Below are 17,016 nucleotides of genomic sequence, written 5' to 3' on the forward strand. Positions count from 1 at the left end.
ACTAATCACTACCTAGTCAAGCTGGAGATTGGCAACGGACTTTTGGCACCGTCAACTTGTTTGGGCCGGTTTGCACAGAGGGCGTCGAAATGGGTACAGCTGGGCATGCCAGGATCACGCAGCCAGGCGAGCGCCGGCGACTTTGGCCCAGATATCGAAGGCTTGGGCTCGGGCGGTTCGGTAGTCGGCGACGGAGCGGTGGTCTCGGCGAAGGTGAAAGAGGTTGGCGATCGGGTCGTGGATGGAGAGAAAACGTTGGACTTGGCGAGCCGACTTGAAGCGTTTCATCTGCCGTTCTCGTCGCCTCGTCGGCTGATGGGAATTCTCGGCTCGATTGTTAAGCCCCTTGTGCTGACGATGTTCGACGCCGGGCATGGTTTCGCGCTTGGCAGCGGCGTAGCTCTTCAGCTTGTCGGTCACCAGCACCCGTGGCTCCACCCCTTGCCTCTTGAGCAGCTTTCGCAGCGGCGCAGTCTGTTGGCGATATCGCGGCCGAATTTCAGCCCCCACTGGCGGACCGTCTCATAGCTGACCGTGATGCCCCGTGCCGCCAGCATTTCCTCAACCATTCGCAGACTCAGCGGAAAGCGGAAGTACAGCCAGACAGCGGTCGAAATGACCTCGGCGGGGTAGCGATAACCGGCAAAACGGGGATTAGGGTGCGTCGGCATGCGGCTCAATACCCGGAAGAGACGTTTTCAGCAACTTCTCGGCCGACAAGTTGACGGTGCCCGTCCGGGGCGTCAACACAAAATCCTGTAGTAAAGCCGCTACGGGCCGGCCGCCGTGAATGCCTGACGGCCCCTGCCAGGTCTTGAAGTCGAACTCCAGAATGTTGCGGCCGGCGACCGTTGTGAAAGGCAGCGTCGCCTCGACCACGTCCCCTGCTTTGGCAAAAAAAAGGACGTCCATTGCATGGCCGTTGACGGATACCTGCACTTCCTGGCTTGGAAAAGGACTGGAGAGCCGCAGGAACACACGCATCTGCCGTCTGTCGACAAGGTCGAAGGCTATGGCCGCCTGAGGCCCCAGCAGCCAACGCCAACTGGTTTCCCTGACGCCCTGGGGCATTTCGACGTTGTCGCAGGCAAACAGCGCCGCACCCCTTTCGCTCCCAAATCGTGGGAAACTCGCCGCGACGAGGCCTTTGTCCCTGGAGTAAAAGTGTGTTTGCCCGAGTCCGGGGGAGGTCATAAACGGCGTCTTCCCGTCCAGACAGGCGCTCTGCCCGATGACGGTGAGCAGGTCACGTTCGTCTGCGGCCTGCTGTAACGTCTGGCACGGCACAACAGCGCCAGCCGCAAGGCCCGCCGGGGTTTCTGTCTGCGCCGGGGCCACCTCCCAGCGCAGTTTGTCCAGCATCACAAAGTGGGGAAATACCACGGCGTTTCGCCCGGCGACGAGCAGCCCCAGCCCCGAAAAGCCGTATTGCCCCAATCTGTGGAAATCCACACCCGTCTGGCGCTCATAGTGTTCCGCACGGTCCAGGCTCTGGCGCACCCACCAGGGGAACTCCTCCACCTTGCCCCAAAGCGTCAGGGGGTCTGGCGCGATGCAGGCGTGATGCGCGTTGCCCAGTGCCGCATACAGCAAGCCAAGCATGGAGATAACGGCGACGGTGCGTAGTGCTGCAGCCCACCGGCCCAAATCTCGTAAGAACAAAGCCAGGGCAGGTAGGGTCGTCACCAGAACCATGGAAAAAAAACGTAGATTCCAGGGCATCCAGCCCCAAAACCAAGACATGAGTCCGAAGGTCGTCAGTGTGACAAGGGCTGAACGGAACGCGAAGTCGTAATGGTGAAACAGGGCACCGATGGTGGCGGCCAGGGCGAGAAGAAAAACAGGCGTCCCAAATCCTGAAAAATCCTCTAAGGGTAGGATAGGATTGCGAAATTCCGCTGCAAAGGACATGTGCCCGCCAAGGCCCGCCCGGTCGCCAAGCACGGCATCGTGAAACCGTACGGCCATCTGCCTCCAGCCTTCGCCGGGGATGTCGACCAGTTGCAAGCCGTACCGAAACGCATTGTACGCCGCGCCGGCCAGACCGTCGGGATTGCCATGGGCGGCCACGGTTTCCCTGGGGCCCAGGGGAGAGCCGAAATCCTGCGCGGTGCGCCAAGCGAACCCAGCCAGGAAGAGGGCGCAAAGGAGCGCAGCCGCGACTAAACCGGCTCGCGCCGGGCCGGGAAGCGGGTTCTTGTCCGGGGCGTCGCTCCGCCAAATCCGCCACAGCGGCCAGCCAAAACACACCACGAACGCGGCAATGAAAAAGACGAAGTATGTCTTCACCGACACCCCGTACACGGCTGTCAGCAGGAGAAAGTACCATTGAAAACGTTTGCGGCCGCAGCCTTCGTACAGCAGTTCGTACGTGGCCAGGAAAAACGCCAGGGCCATGGCGGCCAGAGGGATGTCGTTTTTGACGGAAACGGCCTGGAGTACAAAGAGTTTGGCTGAGGCCGCCAGCAGACTGGCGACAAAGGCCACGTCCGGCCTTCGGCTTATGCGCAGACTTAGGCTATATGACACGACGATAATGCACAGATAGCTGAGATAACACCAGGCAGAGAGTCCATAGTCCGAATGGAAGCGAAGGTTGGCATAATGCAGGATGTCAAAGCCTATTGGGAAAATTCGCTGGCGGATGTCGTTGTAGTGTGCTGGAAAAAGCGTATTTTCTTGCTGCATCATAAAGATGCGGGGGAGATTGTAGCACAGTCCATCCTGGCTTGCTGGTGGAACAAATACGGCCTGGACGGCCAGATAGGCCAGGGACGCCAAAAACAGCCAGACCAGATACCGCGTATATGACTGGCGAAATGCACGAAACGCCGCACGAAAGGGAGTAAGGCCCGTGTGCGATCGGGCAAGCCCCCACCCGCACCCGCAGATGACCAGGGCCTCGCCGATGAGTGTTGCCTCCGGACGGCCCAAGGCAAAGGCCCCTTCGATGATGAGGGCATAAACGGCCATGGCCAGGAGGATGGCGTAGGCGAAGCAGGACCCCGGGCGCAGTCGCAAGCCGGCAAGCAGCACGGCCAAAGCGGCCACGACGAACAGGATTCCCGCCAGGACTGCAAGGGAAAGCACCAAGGTCATCAATTGTTCCTGCATTTCGTTGCGGCTCTGGTCATCGCTTCTGCCCCGGCCGTGATGGAAAAAAGCGATCAGCCGGCTGCCCCCGAGGGGGGGCTGCGGCGGCACCGTCAACTTGTTTGGGCCGGTTTGCACATAGGGCACCGCAATGTGTCTGGCTGTGCATGCCAGGATCACGCAGCCAAGCGAGCGCCGGCGACTTTGGCCCAGGTTTCGAAGGCTTGGGCCCGGGCGGTTCGGTAGTCGGCGACAGGTCGGTGGTCTCGACGAAGGTGGAAGAGGTTGGCGATCGGGTCGTGGATGGAGAGAAATAGTTGGACTTGGCGAGCCGACTTGAAGCGTTTCATCTGCCGTCCTCGTCGCCTCGTCGGCTGGTGAGAGTTCTCGGCTCGATTGTTGAGACCCTTGTGCTGACGATGTTCGACGCCGGGCATGGTTTCGCGCTTGGCGGCGGCGTAGCTCTTGAGCTTGTCGGTCACCAGCACCCGTGGCTCCACCCCTTGCCTCTTGAGCAGCTTTCGCAGCAGCCGCTTGGCCGCCTTCGCATCCCGCCGGCTCTGGACCAGCACGTCAAGGACGAAGCCATCCTTGTCTACAGCCCGCCAAAGATACTGGCGCTTACCGCCGATGGCCAGGACGACCTCATCCAGGAGCCATTTGTCGCCCCGGCGCGGTGCTCGTCGGCGCAGGGTGTTGGCGATATCGCGGCCGAATTTCAGCCCCCACTGCCGGACCGTCTCATAGCTGACCGTGATACCCCGTGCCGTCAGCATTTCCTCAACCATTCGCAGGCTCAGCGGAAAGCGGAAGTACAGCCACACGGCAGTCGAAATGACTTCGGCAGGGTAGCGATAGCCGGCAAAGTGAGGATTAGGGTGCGTCGACATGCGGCTCAATACCCGGACGCGACGTTTCAAGCAACCTCTCGGCCGACAAGTTGACGGTACCAGCGCCGCCTCAGTCAGGCTCCCCGATCTTGGCCCACACGTTACGCAACCACGTTTCCTCCGGCCCTCTCCGTCCCTCCAGGGCCTTTTCCCGTGCATCCCGGGTCAACCCTCCAACCCAGGCCCGAAAACGTTCCTGCCGCGCTTTTTCGCGGGCTCTCGCCAGCGCCCACTCCATTTCCTCGGTGCGGATTTTAGCGTCGATCTCTGCCTGCTCCTCGGCGCTAAGGTACCCGGAAGGACGCCGGTAACTGCCCAGCCCGGCCAAGGAACGAAACACCCAGGCGCACGGATCGGCCACAGGCTGGCCCGTCTTGTCCAGCATCTTCCCCTCGGCCAGTTCCCATTCGGCGTAATCAAGCCCTTGCACGACCCGTTCCGGACTTTTACCGCGTTCCGCCAGGGCGGCGTAAATCTGTTCGAGTTGCTCAAGTCCGAACCCGGCACGGGAGAGCGTGGGCCATGCGGTTTGCAGCGTCTCAAAAGAGATAGATAGATTCTTTCTATCTATCTTAAGAGGGGCGTTTGCTCTGTTGAATGCGACAGTTTGATTCAACTGTTGGAGTTGTCTGTTTAGCTTGTCGATTTGGTTGGTATGCTTTTCTTGTGTGTTTGATTTGTCTGCGTTGTTACGCCCCCAGGTCGCAGCCAGAGAGTCGGTTGGCGCCAGGGAAAGCGCGCGGTTGCGGCCTGCTCCCCATTGTTGTTTTTCCAACCAGCCGGCGGCGACGAACTTGTTGATGATGGTGCGCGCCGTGCCCATGGGAACGTCGGTTTCCGCAGCAATGACGGCGTATGTGGTCACTACTGGGCCTGTTTCCAGGAAGTGGGCGGCCAGGGTTTTCTGGGCGGCCGTGGCCAGGGGAAGGCGCTGCGGCAACCGCATGGCCGGGTGGGTTTGTCTGTCCGAATTGTCTGTTTTTTTAGTCTGTTTTATTTGTCTGTTTATTTTGAATGTTTTGTTTTCTTGTTCGCCTTCTCTGAGCGATTTGTCTGTTCTTTTTTTGTGTTCTTTTTTTGTGCTCGGCTCGTCTGTTTGTCTGTGTTCTTTGTCTTCTTGCTTTGTCTGTTCGACAGTTGAGTTCGTCTGTTGGATTTTTCTGATTGACTCAACTGTCGAGTTTGTCTGTTCCTCTTGTCTGTTTTTTTTGTCTGTTTTTTTTGTCTGATCGTTTTGTCTGTGCTGTTCGTCTGCTTTGTTCGTCTGCTCGCGTTTGAGGGGAAGGGGCTGGACGATGGCATCCTTGAGACACACCTCCGGGGCGGCTGGCTGCGTCGGCGATTGGCTGCCCAGGCGGCTTTGGGCGGCCTTGCGCAGGAGTTGGGTCATTGATATGGCCATGGCCTGCTCCGATGCTTACTGCGACAGAATTTGCAACAGTTCCGTGGCCAAGGTGCGGTAGGCCTGGGCACCGGGACTCTTCGACGCGTGTCGCAAAACGGTCTTGCTCAGCATTTCAGATTGCTGGATGTCGGTATTGACCGGAATGATGGTGGAAAAGACCTTGCCTGGGTAAGTTTGCTGGATCTGTTCGATGGTCACTTTGCTGACAGCGGTGCGCCGGTCGGCTTTGTTGATGAGCAGGCGCAAAAAGCGGCCCGAGGGGTGGTCTGGATCAGCCTGGGCTATGCCGGCGATGGTTTCGATGGTGCGGTCCAGGCCGTCCATGGCGTAGCGGCTTCCGGCTTCGACGGGCACGAGGATGAAATCCGAAGCGATCATGGCCTGAATGGAAAAAAGGCCCAGGTTCGGCGGGCAGTCGATAAGGGTGAAATCAAAGGTTTTGACGGCGTGTTCGCGCAAACGGTCGCGCAGCATGTACCAACCGTAGTCGTCGCGTCGCGCCAGGGCTGGCTCCAGGGCGGCGCTGTCGGTTTTGTTGGGCAACACGTGCAAGCGTTCGTAATCCGGGGCCGGCGTAAGACAGGCTTCCGCCGTGACGCCGTCGCCGTCAAGGAGTTCCAGCAGGCTGTTGCCGCCCCAGGGGCTGCCGAGAAAGGTGCTGGTGAGATTGCATTGGCTGTCGGCGTCGACGATGAGGACGCGCTTTTTCCGGGCGGAAAGGGCGTGGGCCAGATTGGCCGTGGTGGTGGATTTGCCCACTCCCCCCTTGTTATTGGACACGGTGAGTATAATTCCCATCAACTTACTCTCCCTGTAGATGTCTGCTGCACGCCGTGATTAGCACCGGGAATCGAGGATCAGCAAGGTTTTTTTAGGGGTATTTGGTCTGTTGATTTGGAATGACATGCTCTACGCACAGGGCCTCAAGTAAGTTCGTTTTTCCGCCGACAAAGAGCCGCCGCAGGTCCCTTTATGCCGTCGGCATCTCCTCAACCATGCGCAGACGCGGCAGAAAGGTATGACCGTGGCGAGCCGCGTTTCCAACAGCGTCAGTCAGTCATGTAAGTACTGGTCGCAGTCGGCAGCTACGGCCAGCGGCAATTTCGCTGGCCTGCATGAGGCTGGCTAACTTCTCCGGTGGCACCAGGTAGTCTTCGCGCCGAGTTTCCTCCCGCTCAGCATACTGCGGCTAAGGCACCGTCAACTGGCACCGTCAACTTGTCGGTCGTGGTGGTTGCTGGAAATGTCTGGTCCGGTTATTGAGTAGCATGTCGACGCACCCTAATTCCCACTTTGCCGGCTATCGCTACCCCGTCGAGGTCGTTTCGACCGCCGTGTGGCTTTACTTCCGCTTTCCGCTGCGTCTGCCAATGGTTGAGGAAATGCTGGCGGCACGGGGGGGCACGGTTAGCTATGAGACAGTCTGGCAGTGGGGGTTAAAGTTTGGCCGTGATATCGCTAATAGCCTGCGCCGGGGCGACAAGCGGTACCTGGATGAGGTCATCCTGACCATCGGCGGTAAGCGCCACTCTCTCTGGCGGGCTGTGGACAAGGATGGCTTCGTCCTTGACGTGCGGGTTCAAAGCCGGCGGGATGTAAAGGCGGCCAAGCGGCTGCTGCGAAAGCTGCTCAAGAGGCAGGGAGTGGAGCCAAGGGTAATGGTGACCGACAAGCTCAAGAGCTACGCCGCCGCCAAGTGCGAGACCATGCCGGGCGTCGAACATCGCCAGCGCAAGGGTCTCAACAACCGAGCTGAGAATTCCCACCCGCCGACGAGGCGACGAGAACGGCAAATGAAATGTTTTAAGTCGGCTCGCTTAGTTCAACGGTTTCTTTCCTTCCACGACCCGATTGCCAACCTCTTCCACCTTCGCCGAGACCACCGCCCCGTCGCCGACTACCGGACCGCCCGAGCCCAGGCCTTCGAAACCTGGGCGGAAATCGCCGGCGCTCGCCTCGCAGCGTGGTCCTGGCATGCCCAGCCATACACATTTCGGCAGCCTACGTGCAAACCGGCCCAAACAAGTTGACGGTACCCCCTATTAATTATGAAAAAAAGCCAACCAGACATTTTCATCCTCGATGTTGACGGAGTCATGACGACCGGGCAATTTGTTTACTCTGACCAGGGTAAATTATTAAAAGTTTTTGGTGCCCATGACAATGACGGGATAAAGATGATACAAAAGCATGTTGCGATTTTATTTATTACAGCTGACAAAAGAGGCTTTGGTATAACAAAAAAAAGAATTGTCGAAGACATGGGGCAGCAACTCATGTTAGTCAAAGAATACGAAAGGATGGAATTTATTGAAAAAACCTATGGCTTAGCAAATATTGCGTACATGGGAGACGGCTACCACGACGCCCAAATATTAAAAGCCTGCTTCTACGGAATAGCCCCTGGAAATGCCAGAATTGAAGCAATCCGTTCAGCAAATTTCGTTACACCTTCCAAGTCAGGTGAAGGAGCCGTTTTAGACGCATGCCTTCATCTTATTGAACGTTTCTTTTACAGGGCACTGTAAATTAATACAAGAGAAACAGAATGATCCGACACACGTTCGAACGTATCTTGGCCAGTCGACGTACCTTGTTAGGCGTTGGCCCTATGAGCCAGAACTGTGTTGATGCGACTATTGAGCTAGCAAATGAATATGAAATCCCCATATTTCTCGTCGCCAGTCGCCGTCAGATAGATTCTGAAGCATTTGGAGGCGGCTACGTCAATAATTGGACGACGGAAGAATTTTCACGATACGTTATCGACAAAGACAAAAAGGGCAAGGTAATCTTGGCTAGGGACCATGGCGGACCTTGGCAGAACACCATGGAATCCCTTTACGGCCTGAGCCTGCGTCGGGCCATGGAATCGGCAAAATTATCGTTTCGAGCAGATATAGATGCGGGTTTTCAAGTGCTGCACATCGATCCAAGCGTTGACATCCATGGCGACCCAAGCGCCGACGAAATATTAGACCGTGTATTTGAACTGTATGAATACTGCTGGAGCTATGCACAATCACAAGGAAATAAAATTCTTTTCGAAATAGGAACAGAACAGCAAAGCGGAGGCGTGAATATGTTAAACGATCTCCACTATACTTTGTCATCTGTTCTTAAATTCTGCAAAAAAACAAACGTTCCGCTGCCTCTATTTGTTGTCGTGCAGAACGGAACAAAAGTCATGGAGACACGAAACATTGGTTCATTTGATCAATCTATCAGGGTGGCAAATGAACTTTCCCCTGAGATTCAAATGCCGAAACTCGTCGAACTTTGTAAAGATTTTAATATTTTCATGAAAGTACACAATACCGACTATCTTTCTGACGAAAGCCTTATTTGGTATCCTCGCCTGGGCATCCATGCAGCCAACGTTGCTCCTGAATTTGGCATAGTAGAGACCAAAGCCTTACTCGAAATTATGCACAAAAATTCCTTGCACCGCCATGCGGAGCGATTTAACGAAATCGCTTTCAACTCAAGAAAGTGGGAGAAATGGGTGCTCGACGCGCAGAGGACTTCGGATAACGATAAATCGATAATAGCAGGACACTATGTCTTTTCAAGCCAGGAGTTCATTGAACTGAAAAAGGAAGTGACCCATGCTCTTGCAGCCAGTGGCATACATTTAGACGCTTACCTCAAAGCGAGCGTCAAGGCGTCAATTATGCGGTATTTGCGTAATTTTAGGCTGGTGAGGTCATCATGAAAAACGTCGCGACCTTGATATTGAATCGCAATCTTCCTGAACCGACGGACGCGCTTGTTGAACATCTCAAACGTTATGACGGAGATGTAACAGACGTTTTTGTAATTGAGTCGGGATCAGACCCAACTAACCTCTCCAGAAACGTTACATGGTATGCCGATTGGCCCGAGGCTCTTGAGCAGGGTTTACGCTACTCCAGAGGAATGAACTATGGTCTCAGCCAACTCTGGAAACAAGGTTATTTCCAAAATTATGACGCCTTTTTCTTGCTAACTAATGATACCGAATTTTCACGTCAACCAACAATTCCTCAACTCCTCGAAGTATTTAATTCGCATCAACGAGTTGGTATTTTATCTCCATGCTCAAAACTATGGGGAGAAAAAACCTTATTACAAGAAGAACATACGAAATATTTTTGGTTCATTCATAACACTGCATATTTTTTACGAAGAAAATTTATTGAATCTATATGCAACTACTCAGAAACTAGCCATGTAAACTTTCTTTTCGACGGTGAAAATTTTCGCGGCTATGGGAATGAAAGTGAACTCATAGCAAAGGCCTATGCAAATGACTGGGCGGCGGCTATAACATCTAAAGTCTGGGCAGAAGAAAATGAAAGTTACCTGCTGACAAAATCGGATATCATAAAAACTGAAGCATACAAAGAGAACATTAGACTTTATATTGCAGAAGGTCGCGCCTGGATGAAAAAAAAATATGGATTTAACAGCAGATGGACTATGCAGCAGTATGTCAAGTCCATGTATGATAATTTCTTTGAGTTTTACCCAGAATACAACAACTTCAAGATATAGGAGAAGTAAAATGATCACCATAGAAAAGCCTTGGGGAAAAGAAGAGATTATCGAAACAAACCAACGCTACACTGTGAAGCGACTCACTATGTGGAAGAACATGCGATGCAGCTTACAATACCACAACCTTAAGTGTGAGACAATTGTTGTAGTCAGTGGAGTCTTGCGGATAATTCAGGGCGATTCTCCGAAAAGCCTGGATGCAAAAGACTATCATCCAGGCGAATGTGTCACTTTAAAGCCTGGAGTTGTCCATAGGATGGAATGTGCAGAGGATTGCGTATATCTTGAAGCAAGCACAAGCGAACTGAACGATGTTGTTCGTCTTGAAGATGACTATAATCGAGCATGATGATGAGCTATCGAGTTCTTATTCCAACAGCTGGCACCGGATCAAGACTCTGGCCACTAACAAAGCATTTAAACAAATCACTTGTCAACGTTTCACACAAACCACTTGTCTCACATATCATTGACTATTTTCCAAAAGACGTCGAATTTGTGATCGTCTTGGGATATAAAGGGGAAATTGTACGGGATTTCTTTACCATCACCTACCCCAAACGACGTTTTTTGTTTGCCGAAGTCTCGCCATATGAAGGGGAAGGCTCGGGACTTGGGCTTAGCATTTGCGCCTGCGAGCAATATTTGCGCCAGCCGTTCATTTTTATTGCCTGCGACACCCTCGTCTGCGAACCTATCCCGGCCCCCACTTGCGACTGGATCGGCTATGCCGAAGGCAAGCCATCCGAACACTACCGCACGGTGGAAGTTCATGCGGGGAATGCGGTGAACTTTTTTGAAAAAAGTCATCCCAGGACGGCCTCAGAAAAAAATTATATCGGCTTGGCTGGTATTTACCACCATCAGAAATTCTGGGATCGCATGCAGTCAGGGGGGCCAGCAGCAATCACTGCAGGGGAAGTCTATGGGTTGCAAGGCTTAACCGGCAAAGGAATGAAAGCGCTAGCCTTTACTTGGAACGACACAGGAACAATTGAAACCCTCAACCACGCTCGAACATTTTACAAGGATCCTGACGGACCGAACATTCTGGAAAAAGACAACGAAACTATTTGGTTTGTTGGAGAAAAAGTCGTAAAATTCTGTACTGACACGACGTTTATCAAGAATCGGGTCGCCAGAGCTGATATCCTGCAAGGATTTGTTCCAGAAATTCTTGGCCATTCGAATTTCATGTACTGTTACACAAAAGCTTCGGGAGACATTCTCTCCAAGGTGGTCACGCTTCCCATTTTCTCAAGACTGCTGCTTCACTCCAAACAGTTATGGCAGCCTCATATTCTTGACTCACAAGACAGAAACGCATTCAACCAACGATGCATGCACTTTTACAAAAACAAGACCTATGAGCGCATCCATCTTTTCTACAAAACGTTTAACGAGACAGACGATTCTGGTATAATAAACGGGAAATGCATTACCACCCTTGAATCTTTGTTGCAACGCGTCGATTGGAATTCCATCAGTCAAGGTCTCCCAGGCCGCTTCCACGGAGACTTTCATTTTGAAAACATACTTTATAATACAGCTGAAGATAAATTTATTTTTTTGGATTGGCGACAGGACTTCGGGGGCGATCTTGTTATTGGTGACATTTATTACGACCTTGCAAAGCTCCTCCATGGCCTGATAGTATGCCATGAACTCATCAATAAAAATTACTTCTCTGTCACTTGGCATGGCCGTAACGTTGATTTTGACTTCTACAGAAAACAAATTCTTGTTGAATGCGAGCTGTTTTATTACAATTGGATTGTTGAAAATGGCTTTGACAAGGGCAAAGTCTTAACTCTAACGGCTTTAATATACCTTAATATTGCAGCATTACACCACTATCCATACTCACATATGCTATACGCACTCGGGAAATACATGCTACATTCTATTCTGGAGGCAAACAATGAAACTCATTGAAAGAACAGAATGCGCGATTACGCACTTGCCAGACCTTGAAGATCTATACGTACTAAAAAATTTTCCTATTCACATGGGATGCACGACGGATCCCCCCGAAAGTGACATCCGCAGCGACATGGCATGGTCCATTGGTAAGTCTTCGGGCCTCATTCAATTAAAATACCTTATTCCAATCGATGTCCTATATGCCAAGGCGCATGGGTCAGGGTGTGTTGGAGCGCTCTGGCTTGAACACCACAAGGCTTTTGCTCGCTTTATCTCTTCATTTTCTCCCCAGGAAGTTCTCGAGATAGGCGGTGCCCACGGCGTATTGGCGCGCGAATACAATAAAATAAATACAACGCAATGGACTATACTTGAACCAAACCCTACCCCAACGGACGGTACACCTGCACGATACCTCGCTGGATTTTTCGACAACAATTTTCAATGTGATTTTCCTGTAGGCGCCGTTGTCCATTCACATGTTTTTGAGCATATGTATGAACCAGACAAATTCATAAAACAAATTTCAGACTTTCTTTTGACTGGAAAGTACATGTTTTTTTCGGTCCCAAACATGGAAGAAATGATAAAAAGATCCTATGTTAATTGCATAAACTTCGAACACACCATGCTTCTTACAGAAGCACACATTGAACACTTGCTTTCAAAACATCATTTAAAGGTTCTTAGCAAAGAATATTTCAAGGATGACCACAGTATCTTCTACTCCACAACAAGGGACCATTCAGCCGACCTTAAAATGCTTACAATAGGTCTATACAAAGCCAACAAAAAAAACTATAATGAATATATAAAAACACAAATAGCTGTAACAAATAGGCTCAATTCCCGACTGATGTTACATAGTGGCCCTGTTTTTCTTTTCGGCGCTCATATATTCTCACAGTACCTCATTGCTTTTGGGCTTGATGAATCTAAAATTTCATGCATCCTGGATAACGACAATAACAAACAAGAAAAGCGTCTGTACGGGACAAAACTTCAAGTTGCCTCGCCCATGATCCTCGGCGGTCTGGATGCGCCGGTGGTTATTCTGAAAGCCGGCGTCTACAACGATGAAATTCGAACAGACATAATAAACGAAATTAATGCTTCGACAATATTTTGGGAGTAGTTGACGGATGACTAAGATTACGATTTTTGCCAATTTTTTCATTGACACAGAAGAACGTTTTTTGCGGATGCAGGATTCTTTTCTCTCATTCTACCTTGTCAAGCCATCAAAGTGGGTAGTCAATATTCGTGGGAAATTCAAGCATCGTGCCGCATCATTTTTACGCAAACATCTTGGCAAGGAACTTACCATTACTTACCTGCACAGCAAGACTGGGTGGTTTCACGACACCGCGTCACTCCTGCAGTATATCAATACAAAATATTTAATGATATGGATGGAGGACCATATAAATATTGCCGATATCGATTACTACAAATCAGTGCTTGAGGACATTGAATCAACAGACATCGATCTATTGTACTACACTTTCCACGATATAGATTCAAGATACGACGACATGCCTCTCTCATCGACTAAGACAATGTATTATTTTTTACTTGACATGCGTTCCTACAAAATTATGCAGAAAAATCAGCCTGGAGCATTCATTATTTGGTACGGCGCAATCATGAAAAATACTTTGTTTCGAAAGATCATTTTGAACCCTCCTCGAAAATCTGAACGAAAATACCCGGTGGAAACTCCCTTTGATTTTGAAAAATGCGCAACCCAGGTTCAATGGTTACCGCTTTTGACTGGATTTACACGAAAAGAATTCTTTGCTTCCGTCGATGACGACAGAAAGCCAGGCTACAGCCTCCAAAGCCGAGGAATGTATCCTATTCGCGAAGGACGCAAAAGTTACGCGCTCAAATCGACCAACATCGAATAGCCCGTTTTTTTCAACATGCAGGCTACGGTTTTCCCCACAGGAGATTCATCCCATGGGCATATCTTACGATGCCGCCTTTTATGATGAGCAACGCGAAGGTTCCCTGGCTTCCGCGCAGTTGATCGTACCGCAAATTTTTGATGTCGCTCCAGTCAAATCCGTGGTCGACATCGGGTGCGGCGTCGGGGGGTGGCTCTCCGTGTTCAAGGCGCTAGGCGTGGAGAGACTCGCTGGCTACGACACCAACGAGATGCCTGGAGAAGCTTTTTACATCGATGCGAACTGCATCCATACTGGCATCGACTTCACACATCCCGGGCTACGAGTGAAGGCCAGGGCCGATCTCGTCTTGAGTCTAGAAGTCGCGGAACATTTGCCGGAATCAAATGCCGATGCCTTCGTCGATTTGTTGACGTCCATCGCGCCCATGGTCTTTTTTTCTGCCGCACTTCCCTTCCAAACCGGCGTTGGCCACTGCAACGAACAACCGCCCTGGTACTGGCGCAACAAATTCAATGCGTGCGGCTATGTCGAAGTTGATTGGCTGCGACCGCGCTTTTGGTTCGATACCCGTATTGCCTGGTGGTACCGCCAAAACATGACTATGTTTGTTCGCCCTCAGGTATTGAAGCGCTACCCCAAAATGGCTTCCTTGGCTCAGGCGCATATGCAGCCCCCAGGACCGCACAAATTGACGCTGATCAACGAATGGGTGCTGAGCAACGCCTTCAACCATCTCCAACGCCTCAACCAAAATCTGCAGGCTGCCGGCGATCATGCCGCCGTCGAACGCGCACAGCGCATTGCCGCAACCATAACCCGCTGCATAAAGACGGAAGAGTCGCGTCGGGCCTTGTGCAGGGAGTTCCTGGAGGAAGGATTGGTTGCCGAGGCGGACGCCCAGCACGCCTCCTTGCGCCTAGCACCGGTGGATCACTCATTGGCACGCAACGATGCAAGCAACCAAACGGCTCATGCCGCAGCCATCGCCAAGCAGGTTCAAGAACGCGACGCAACCCCAGCCACGCGCTATCAGGGTGCCGCGACGCGCGATATCGAGGCGCTTTGCAGACGTCTTGAAAAAGTCGGCGTCCCGGTGGAACGGGCACGCCTCAATGTTGCGGATTTTCTTGACTGGTGCCAGCATTTTGCAGAACTTAAAAAAGTTTATAGGGATTACGCTGATGTCGGCATCGAAAAGCTCCTGGAACACTACCTAGCTTATCAAACAATAGGGTTGCAGTCCGGGCAAACATACATGGATGTAGCGTCAGCTGGCAGCTCCTGGTGCGACGCGCTGCAGCAAAAAGGTTTGGCTGCCTATCGGCTTGATTTGAGTTATCCAAGCGGATTACATGGAAACACGATCGGCTGTGATGCGACGAAGACATTTTTGGGCGACAATGCCTTCGACGGAGCTTCCCTGCAGTGCGCCTTCGAGACGTTTACCGGCGAAGCCGACAAGAACCTTTTGCCGGAAATGGAGCGATTGCTGAAGCCCGGCGGCGTCCTTGTCATCACGCCCCTCTATCTTGACGCCGTCCACAGCATCATCACCAGTCCGTTTTGCGGCCAGGACGCCGTGGAAATCGATCCCGGTGCGATACGCCTATGGCGGGAAGACGACTATAAGGAACCCTTCAGCCGCCATTACTCGCCGGAAGCCCTCGCCGAGCGGGTCCTGGCCCATTGCGACGGGCTCGACGTCCGGCTGGTCTATTTAGAGAATCTGGACGAGCTGCGGGAACGCTTTCCGGGACAACGCATTTACGCCGAATTCCTGCTCAAGGCTCGCAAAATGCGTTCCGAAAAGGCGGCCCCGAACATTCACGGAGGTTCAGGCCATGTCCCGGCCGCCCCTCTCGTTTCTGTCATCATTCCCACCTGCAACCGCGCCACACTCTTGCGCAAAACCCTGGCCGGCCTTAAACGGCAAACGCTGTCCCTCGACCAGTTCGAGTGCATCGTGGTTGACAACGGATCCACCGACGACACCGTCAACGCGTGCCGGGAAATGGCATCGTGCTTCCCCCGCTTCAAATACATCCGGGAGGACCGTCCCGGGTTGCATATGGGTCGCCACACCGGCTGGCGGCATGCCGATGCGTCGGTCCTGGCCATCCTGGACGACGACGCCATCCCGTTGCCCACCTGGGCGGAAGGCATGGCGGAGGGGTTCGCGGATTGGAAAGTGGGGCTGGTCACCGGAAGGATTTTGCCGAAATTCGAAAGGCCGCCGCCGTCCTGGCTTTCGTCACTCTGGGTGGCAGACGCCTACGGAAAGCACCTGCCCTGGTATACCCTGCTCGATTTTGGCGACGTCTTGCGGGAGATTCCCCATAAATACGTTTGGGGAGCGAACTTCGGCGTCAGAAAAGCTACGCTGGAAGCCGTCGGCGGCTTTCATCCAGACTCGCTGCCCAATGACCGCCTCGCCTACCGGGGCGACGGCGAATGCGCGACGACAGAGGCCATTGAGAAACTTGGCATGCGTTGCCTATATCATCCCAAGGCCTCGGTCCTACATTGCCTTAATGCTTCGCGCCTGAACCTGAACTATCTGTACGAACGGGCTTTTCGGCAGGGGATTTCCGACTCCTATACGAAGACGCGCCGCACCGGCGCGTTGCAGGGGCTGCTCCCTGTCCGGGAACACGGCACGACGCCGGAATCCCATTTGGCCCGCGGCTACGCGGAAGGCTTCAATTTCCACCAGCGAGCGCTGGTGGACACCCCCGACTTGTATGCGTGGGTCATGCAGTCGGACTATCTGTTCGATTCGCCTCCCTGTTCCACACCGTAGGCGGACCCGGCTACGGGCGACGCCCCGGGCCTCAGGGCAAGGTCCCTTTGGGATCAGGTCGCGGTAGGGACGTACGCGCTCAATAAGACGCGTCTTGTCAGGGCGAGCAGGAAGCGGCAGAAGCTCAGGCAGGGATGATCAGGGAGCAGGGATCGAGATGTTGTGGCAGGAGGGCCTTGCGTTGGGCATCGGTAGTTGCCGCCGGCAAGTGCTCGAAGAGGTAGCGTAGATAGCGATATGGCTCCAGGCCATTGGCCTTGGCGGTCTCGATGAGGGTGTACAGAGTGGCCGAGGCGTCGGCTCCGCGCGGATGGCCTGAGAACAACCGTAACCGTCAAAAGAACCCCTTCTTACGCCTCCTGAATTTTCTGGCATGGAGTGTCCCCAGGAGGGGCGACCATGGTAGCATCGGCACCGGAGCATAGATCCGAAAAGGCGGCGTATTGGGCTGGA

The 17,016-nt window shown here is 52.9% G+C and carries 13 protein-coding genes and 2 pseudogenes; 9 read left to right on the forward strand and 6 right to left on the reverse strand.

The window, feature by feature from the left end:
- Positions 1–114: 114 nt before the first annotated feature.
- From GTA51_RS16155 to GTA51_RS16175, 5 genes and pseudogenes are all read right to left on the reverse strand, one after another.
- Positions 115–671 (reverse strand): annotated as a pseudogene (locus tag GTA51_RS16155) (IS6 family transposase).
- Complete coding sequence (locus tag GTA51_RS16160; protein WP_160962869.1) at positions 655–2,691, reverse strand: hypothetical protein; 2,037 nt, start codon at positions 2,689–2,691, stop codon at positions 655–657. Before GTA51_RS16160 ends, GTA51_RS16155 begins: the two are co-directional and overlap by 17 nt.
- A gap of 578 nt (positions 2,692–3,269) precedes the next feature.
- Positions 3,270–3,983: an IS6 family transposase gene (locus GTA51_RS16165; protein WP_160962871.1), complete on the reverse strand. Its 714-nt coding sequence runs from the start codon at positions 3,981–3,983 to the stop codon at positions 3,270–3,272.
- Positions 3,984–4,053: 70 nt separating this feature from the next.
- A complete protein-coding gene (locus GTA51_RS16170) occupies positions 4,054–5,385 on the reverse strand; it encodes a hypothetical protein (RefSeq protein WP_160962873.1) in 1,332 nt (443 codons plus the stop codon).
- 15 nt (positions 5,386–5,400) lie between these two features.
- Complete coding sequence (locus GTA51_RS16175; protein ID WP_160962875.1) at positions 5,401–6,186, reverse strand: ParA family protein; 786 nt, start codon at positions 6,184–6,186, stop codon at positions 5,401–5,403.
- A gap of 470 nt (positions 6,187–6,656) precedes the next feature.
- Here GTA51_RS16175 and GTA51_RS16180 point away from each other — a divergent pair, with 470 nt between their 5' ends.
- The 9 genes from GTA51_RS16180 to GTA51_RS16220 all read left to right on the forward strand — a co-directional run bounded on the left by GTA51_RS16180 (position 6,657) and on the right by GTA51_RS16220 (position 16,563).
- Positions 6,657–7,418 (forward strand): IS6 family transposase, encoded by a 762-nt coding sequence (locus tag GTA51_RS16180; protein ID WP_246198184.1) that lies wholly within the window; start codon positions 6,657–6,659, stop codon positions 7,416–7,418.
- An 18-nt stretch (positions 7,419–7,436) separates the two neighbouring features.
- Positions 7,437–7,916, forward strand: coding sequence for an HAD hydrolase family protein (locus tag GTA51_RS16185; RefSeq protein ID WP_160962877.1), 480 nt, complete (start codon positions 7,437–7,439; stop codon positions 7,914–7,916).
- 83 nt (positions 7,917–7,999) lie between these two features.
- The gene (locus GTA51_RS16190) at positions 8,000–9,103 is read left to right on the forward strand and encodes a class II D-tagatose-bisphosphate aldolase non-catalytic subunit (protein WP_211922620.1); all 1,104 of its coding nucleotides are present in this window, start codon (positions 8,000–8,002) and stop codon (positions 9,101–9,103) included.
- Complete coding sequence (locus GTA51_RS16195) at positions 9,100–9,924, forward strand: glycosyltransferase family 2 protein (protein WP_160962881.1); 825 nt, start codon at positions 9,100–9,102, stop codon at positions 9,922–9,924. The genes GTA51_RS16190 and GTA51_RS16195 overlap by 4 nt, the downstream gene beginning before the upstream one ends.
- A gap of 10 nt (positions 9,925–9,934) precedes the next feature.
- Complete coding sequence (locus GTA51_RS16200) at positions 9,935–10,276, forward strand: cupin domain-containing protein (protein ID WP_160962883.1); 342 nt, start codon at positions 9,935–9,937, stop codon at positions 10,274–10,276.
- On the forward strand, positions 10,273–11,862 hold the full coding sequence (locus tag GTA51_RS16205) for a nucleotidyltransferase family protein (RefSeq protein ID WP_211922621.1): 1,590 nt from the start codon (positions 10,273–10,275) through the stop codon (positions 11,860–11,862). Before GTA51_RS16200 ends, GTA51_RS16205 begins: the two co-directional genes overlap by 4 nt.
- On the forward strand, positions 11,849–12,985 hold the full coding sequence (locus GTA51_RS16210; RefSeq protein WP_160962885.1) for a methyltransferase domain-containing protein: 1,137 nt from the start codon (positions 11,849–11,851) through the stop codon (positions 12,983–12,985). The genes GTA51_RS16205 and GTA51_RS16210 overlap by 14 nt, the downstream gene beginning before the upstream one ends.
- A gap of 7 nt (positions 12,986–12,992) precedes the next feature.
- Positions 12,993–13,760, forward strand: a complete 768-nt coding sequence (locus tag GTA51_RS16215; RefSeq protein WP_160962887.1) for a hypothetical protein — start codon at positions 12,993–12,995, stop codon at positions 13,758–13,760.
- A 52-nt stretch (positions 13,761–13,812) separates the two neighbouring features.
- Entirely contained in the window at positions 13,813–16,563 is a 2,751-nt protein-coding gene (locus GTA51_RS16220; protein WP_160962889.1) for a glycosyltransferase, read from the forward strand.
- A gap of 124 nt (positions 16,564–16,687) precedes the next feature.
- On the opposite strand, the pseudogene GTA51_RS16225 reads toward GTA51_RS16220, so the two are convergent.
- Positions 16,688–16,888 (reverse strand): annotated as a pseudogene (locus tag GTA51_RS16225) (transposase domain-containing protein); the annotation flags it as partial.
- Positions 16,889–17,016 lie beyond the last annotated feature (128 nt).

This window comes from Solidesulfovibrio aerotolerans (genome assembly GCF_009856865.1).
Classification (GTDB): Bacteria; Desulfobacterota; Desulfovibrionia; order Desulfovibrionales; family Desulfovibrionaceae; genus Solidesulfovibrio; species Solidesulfovibrio aerotolerans.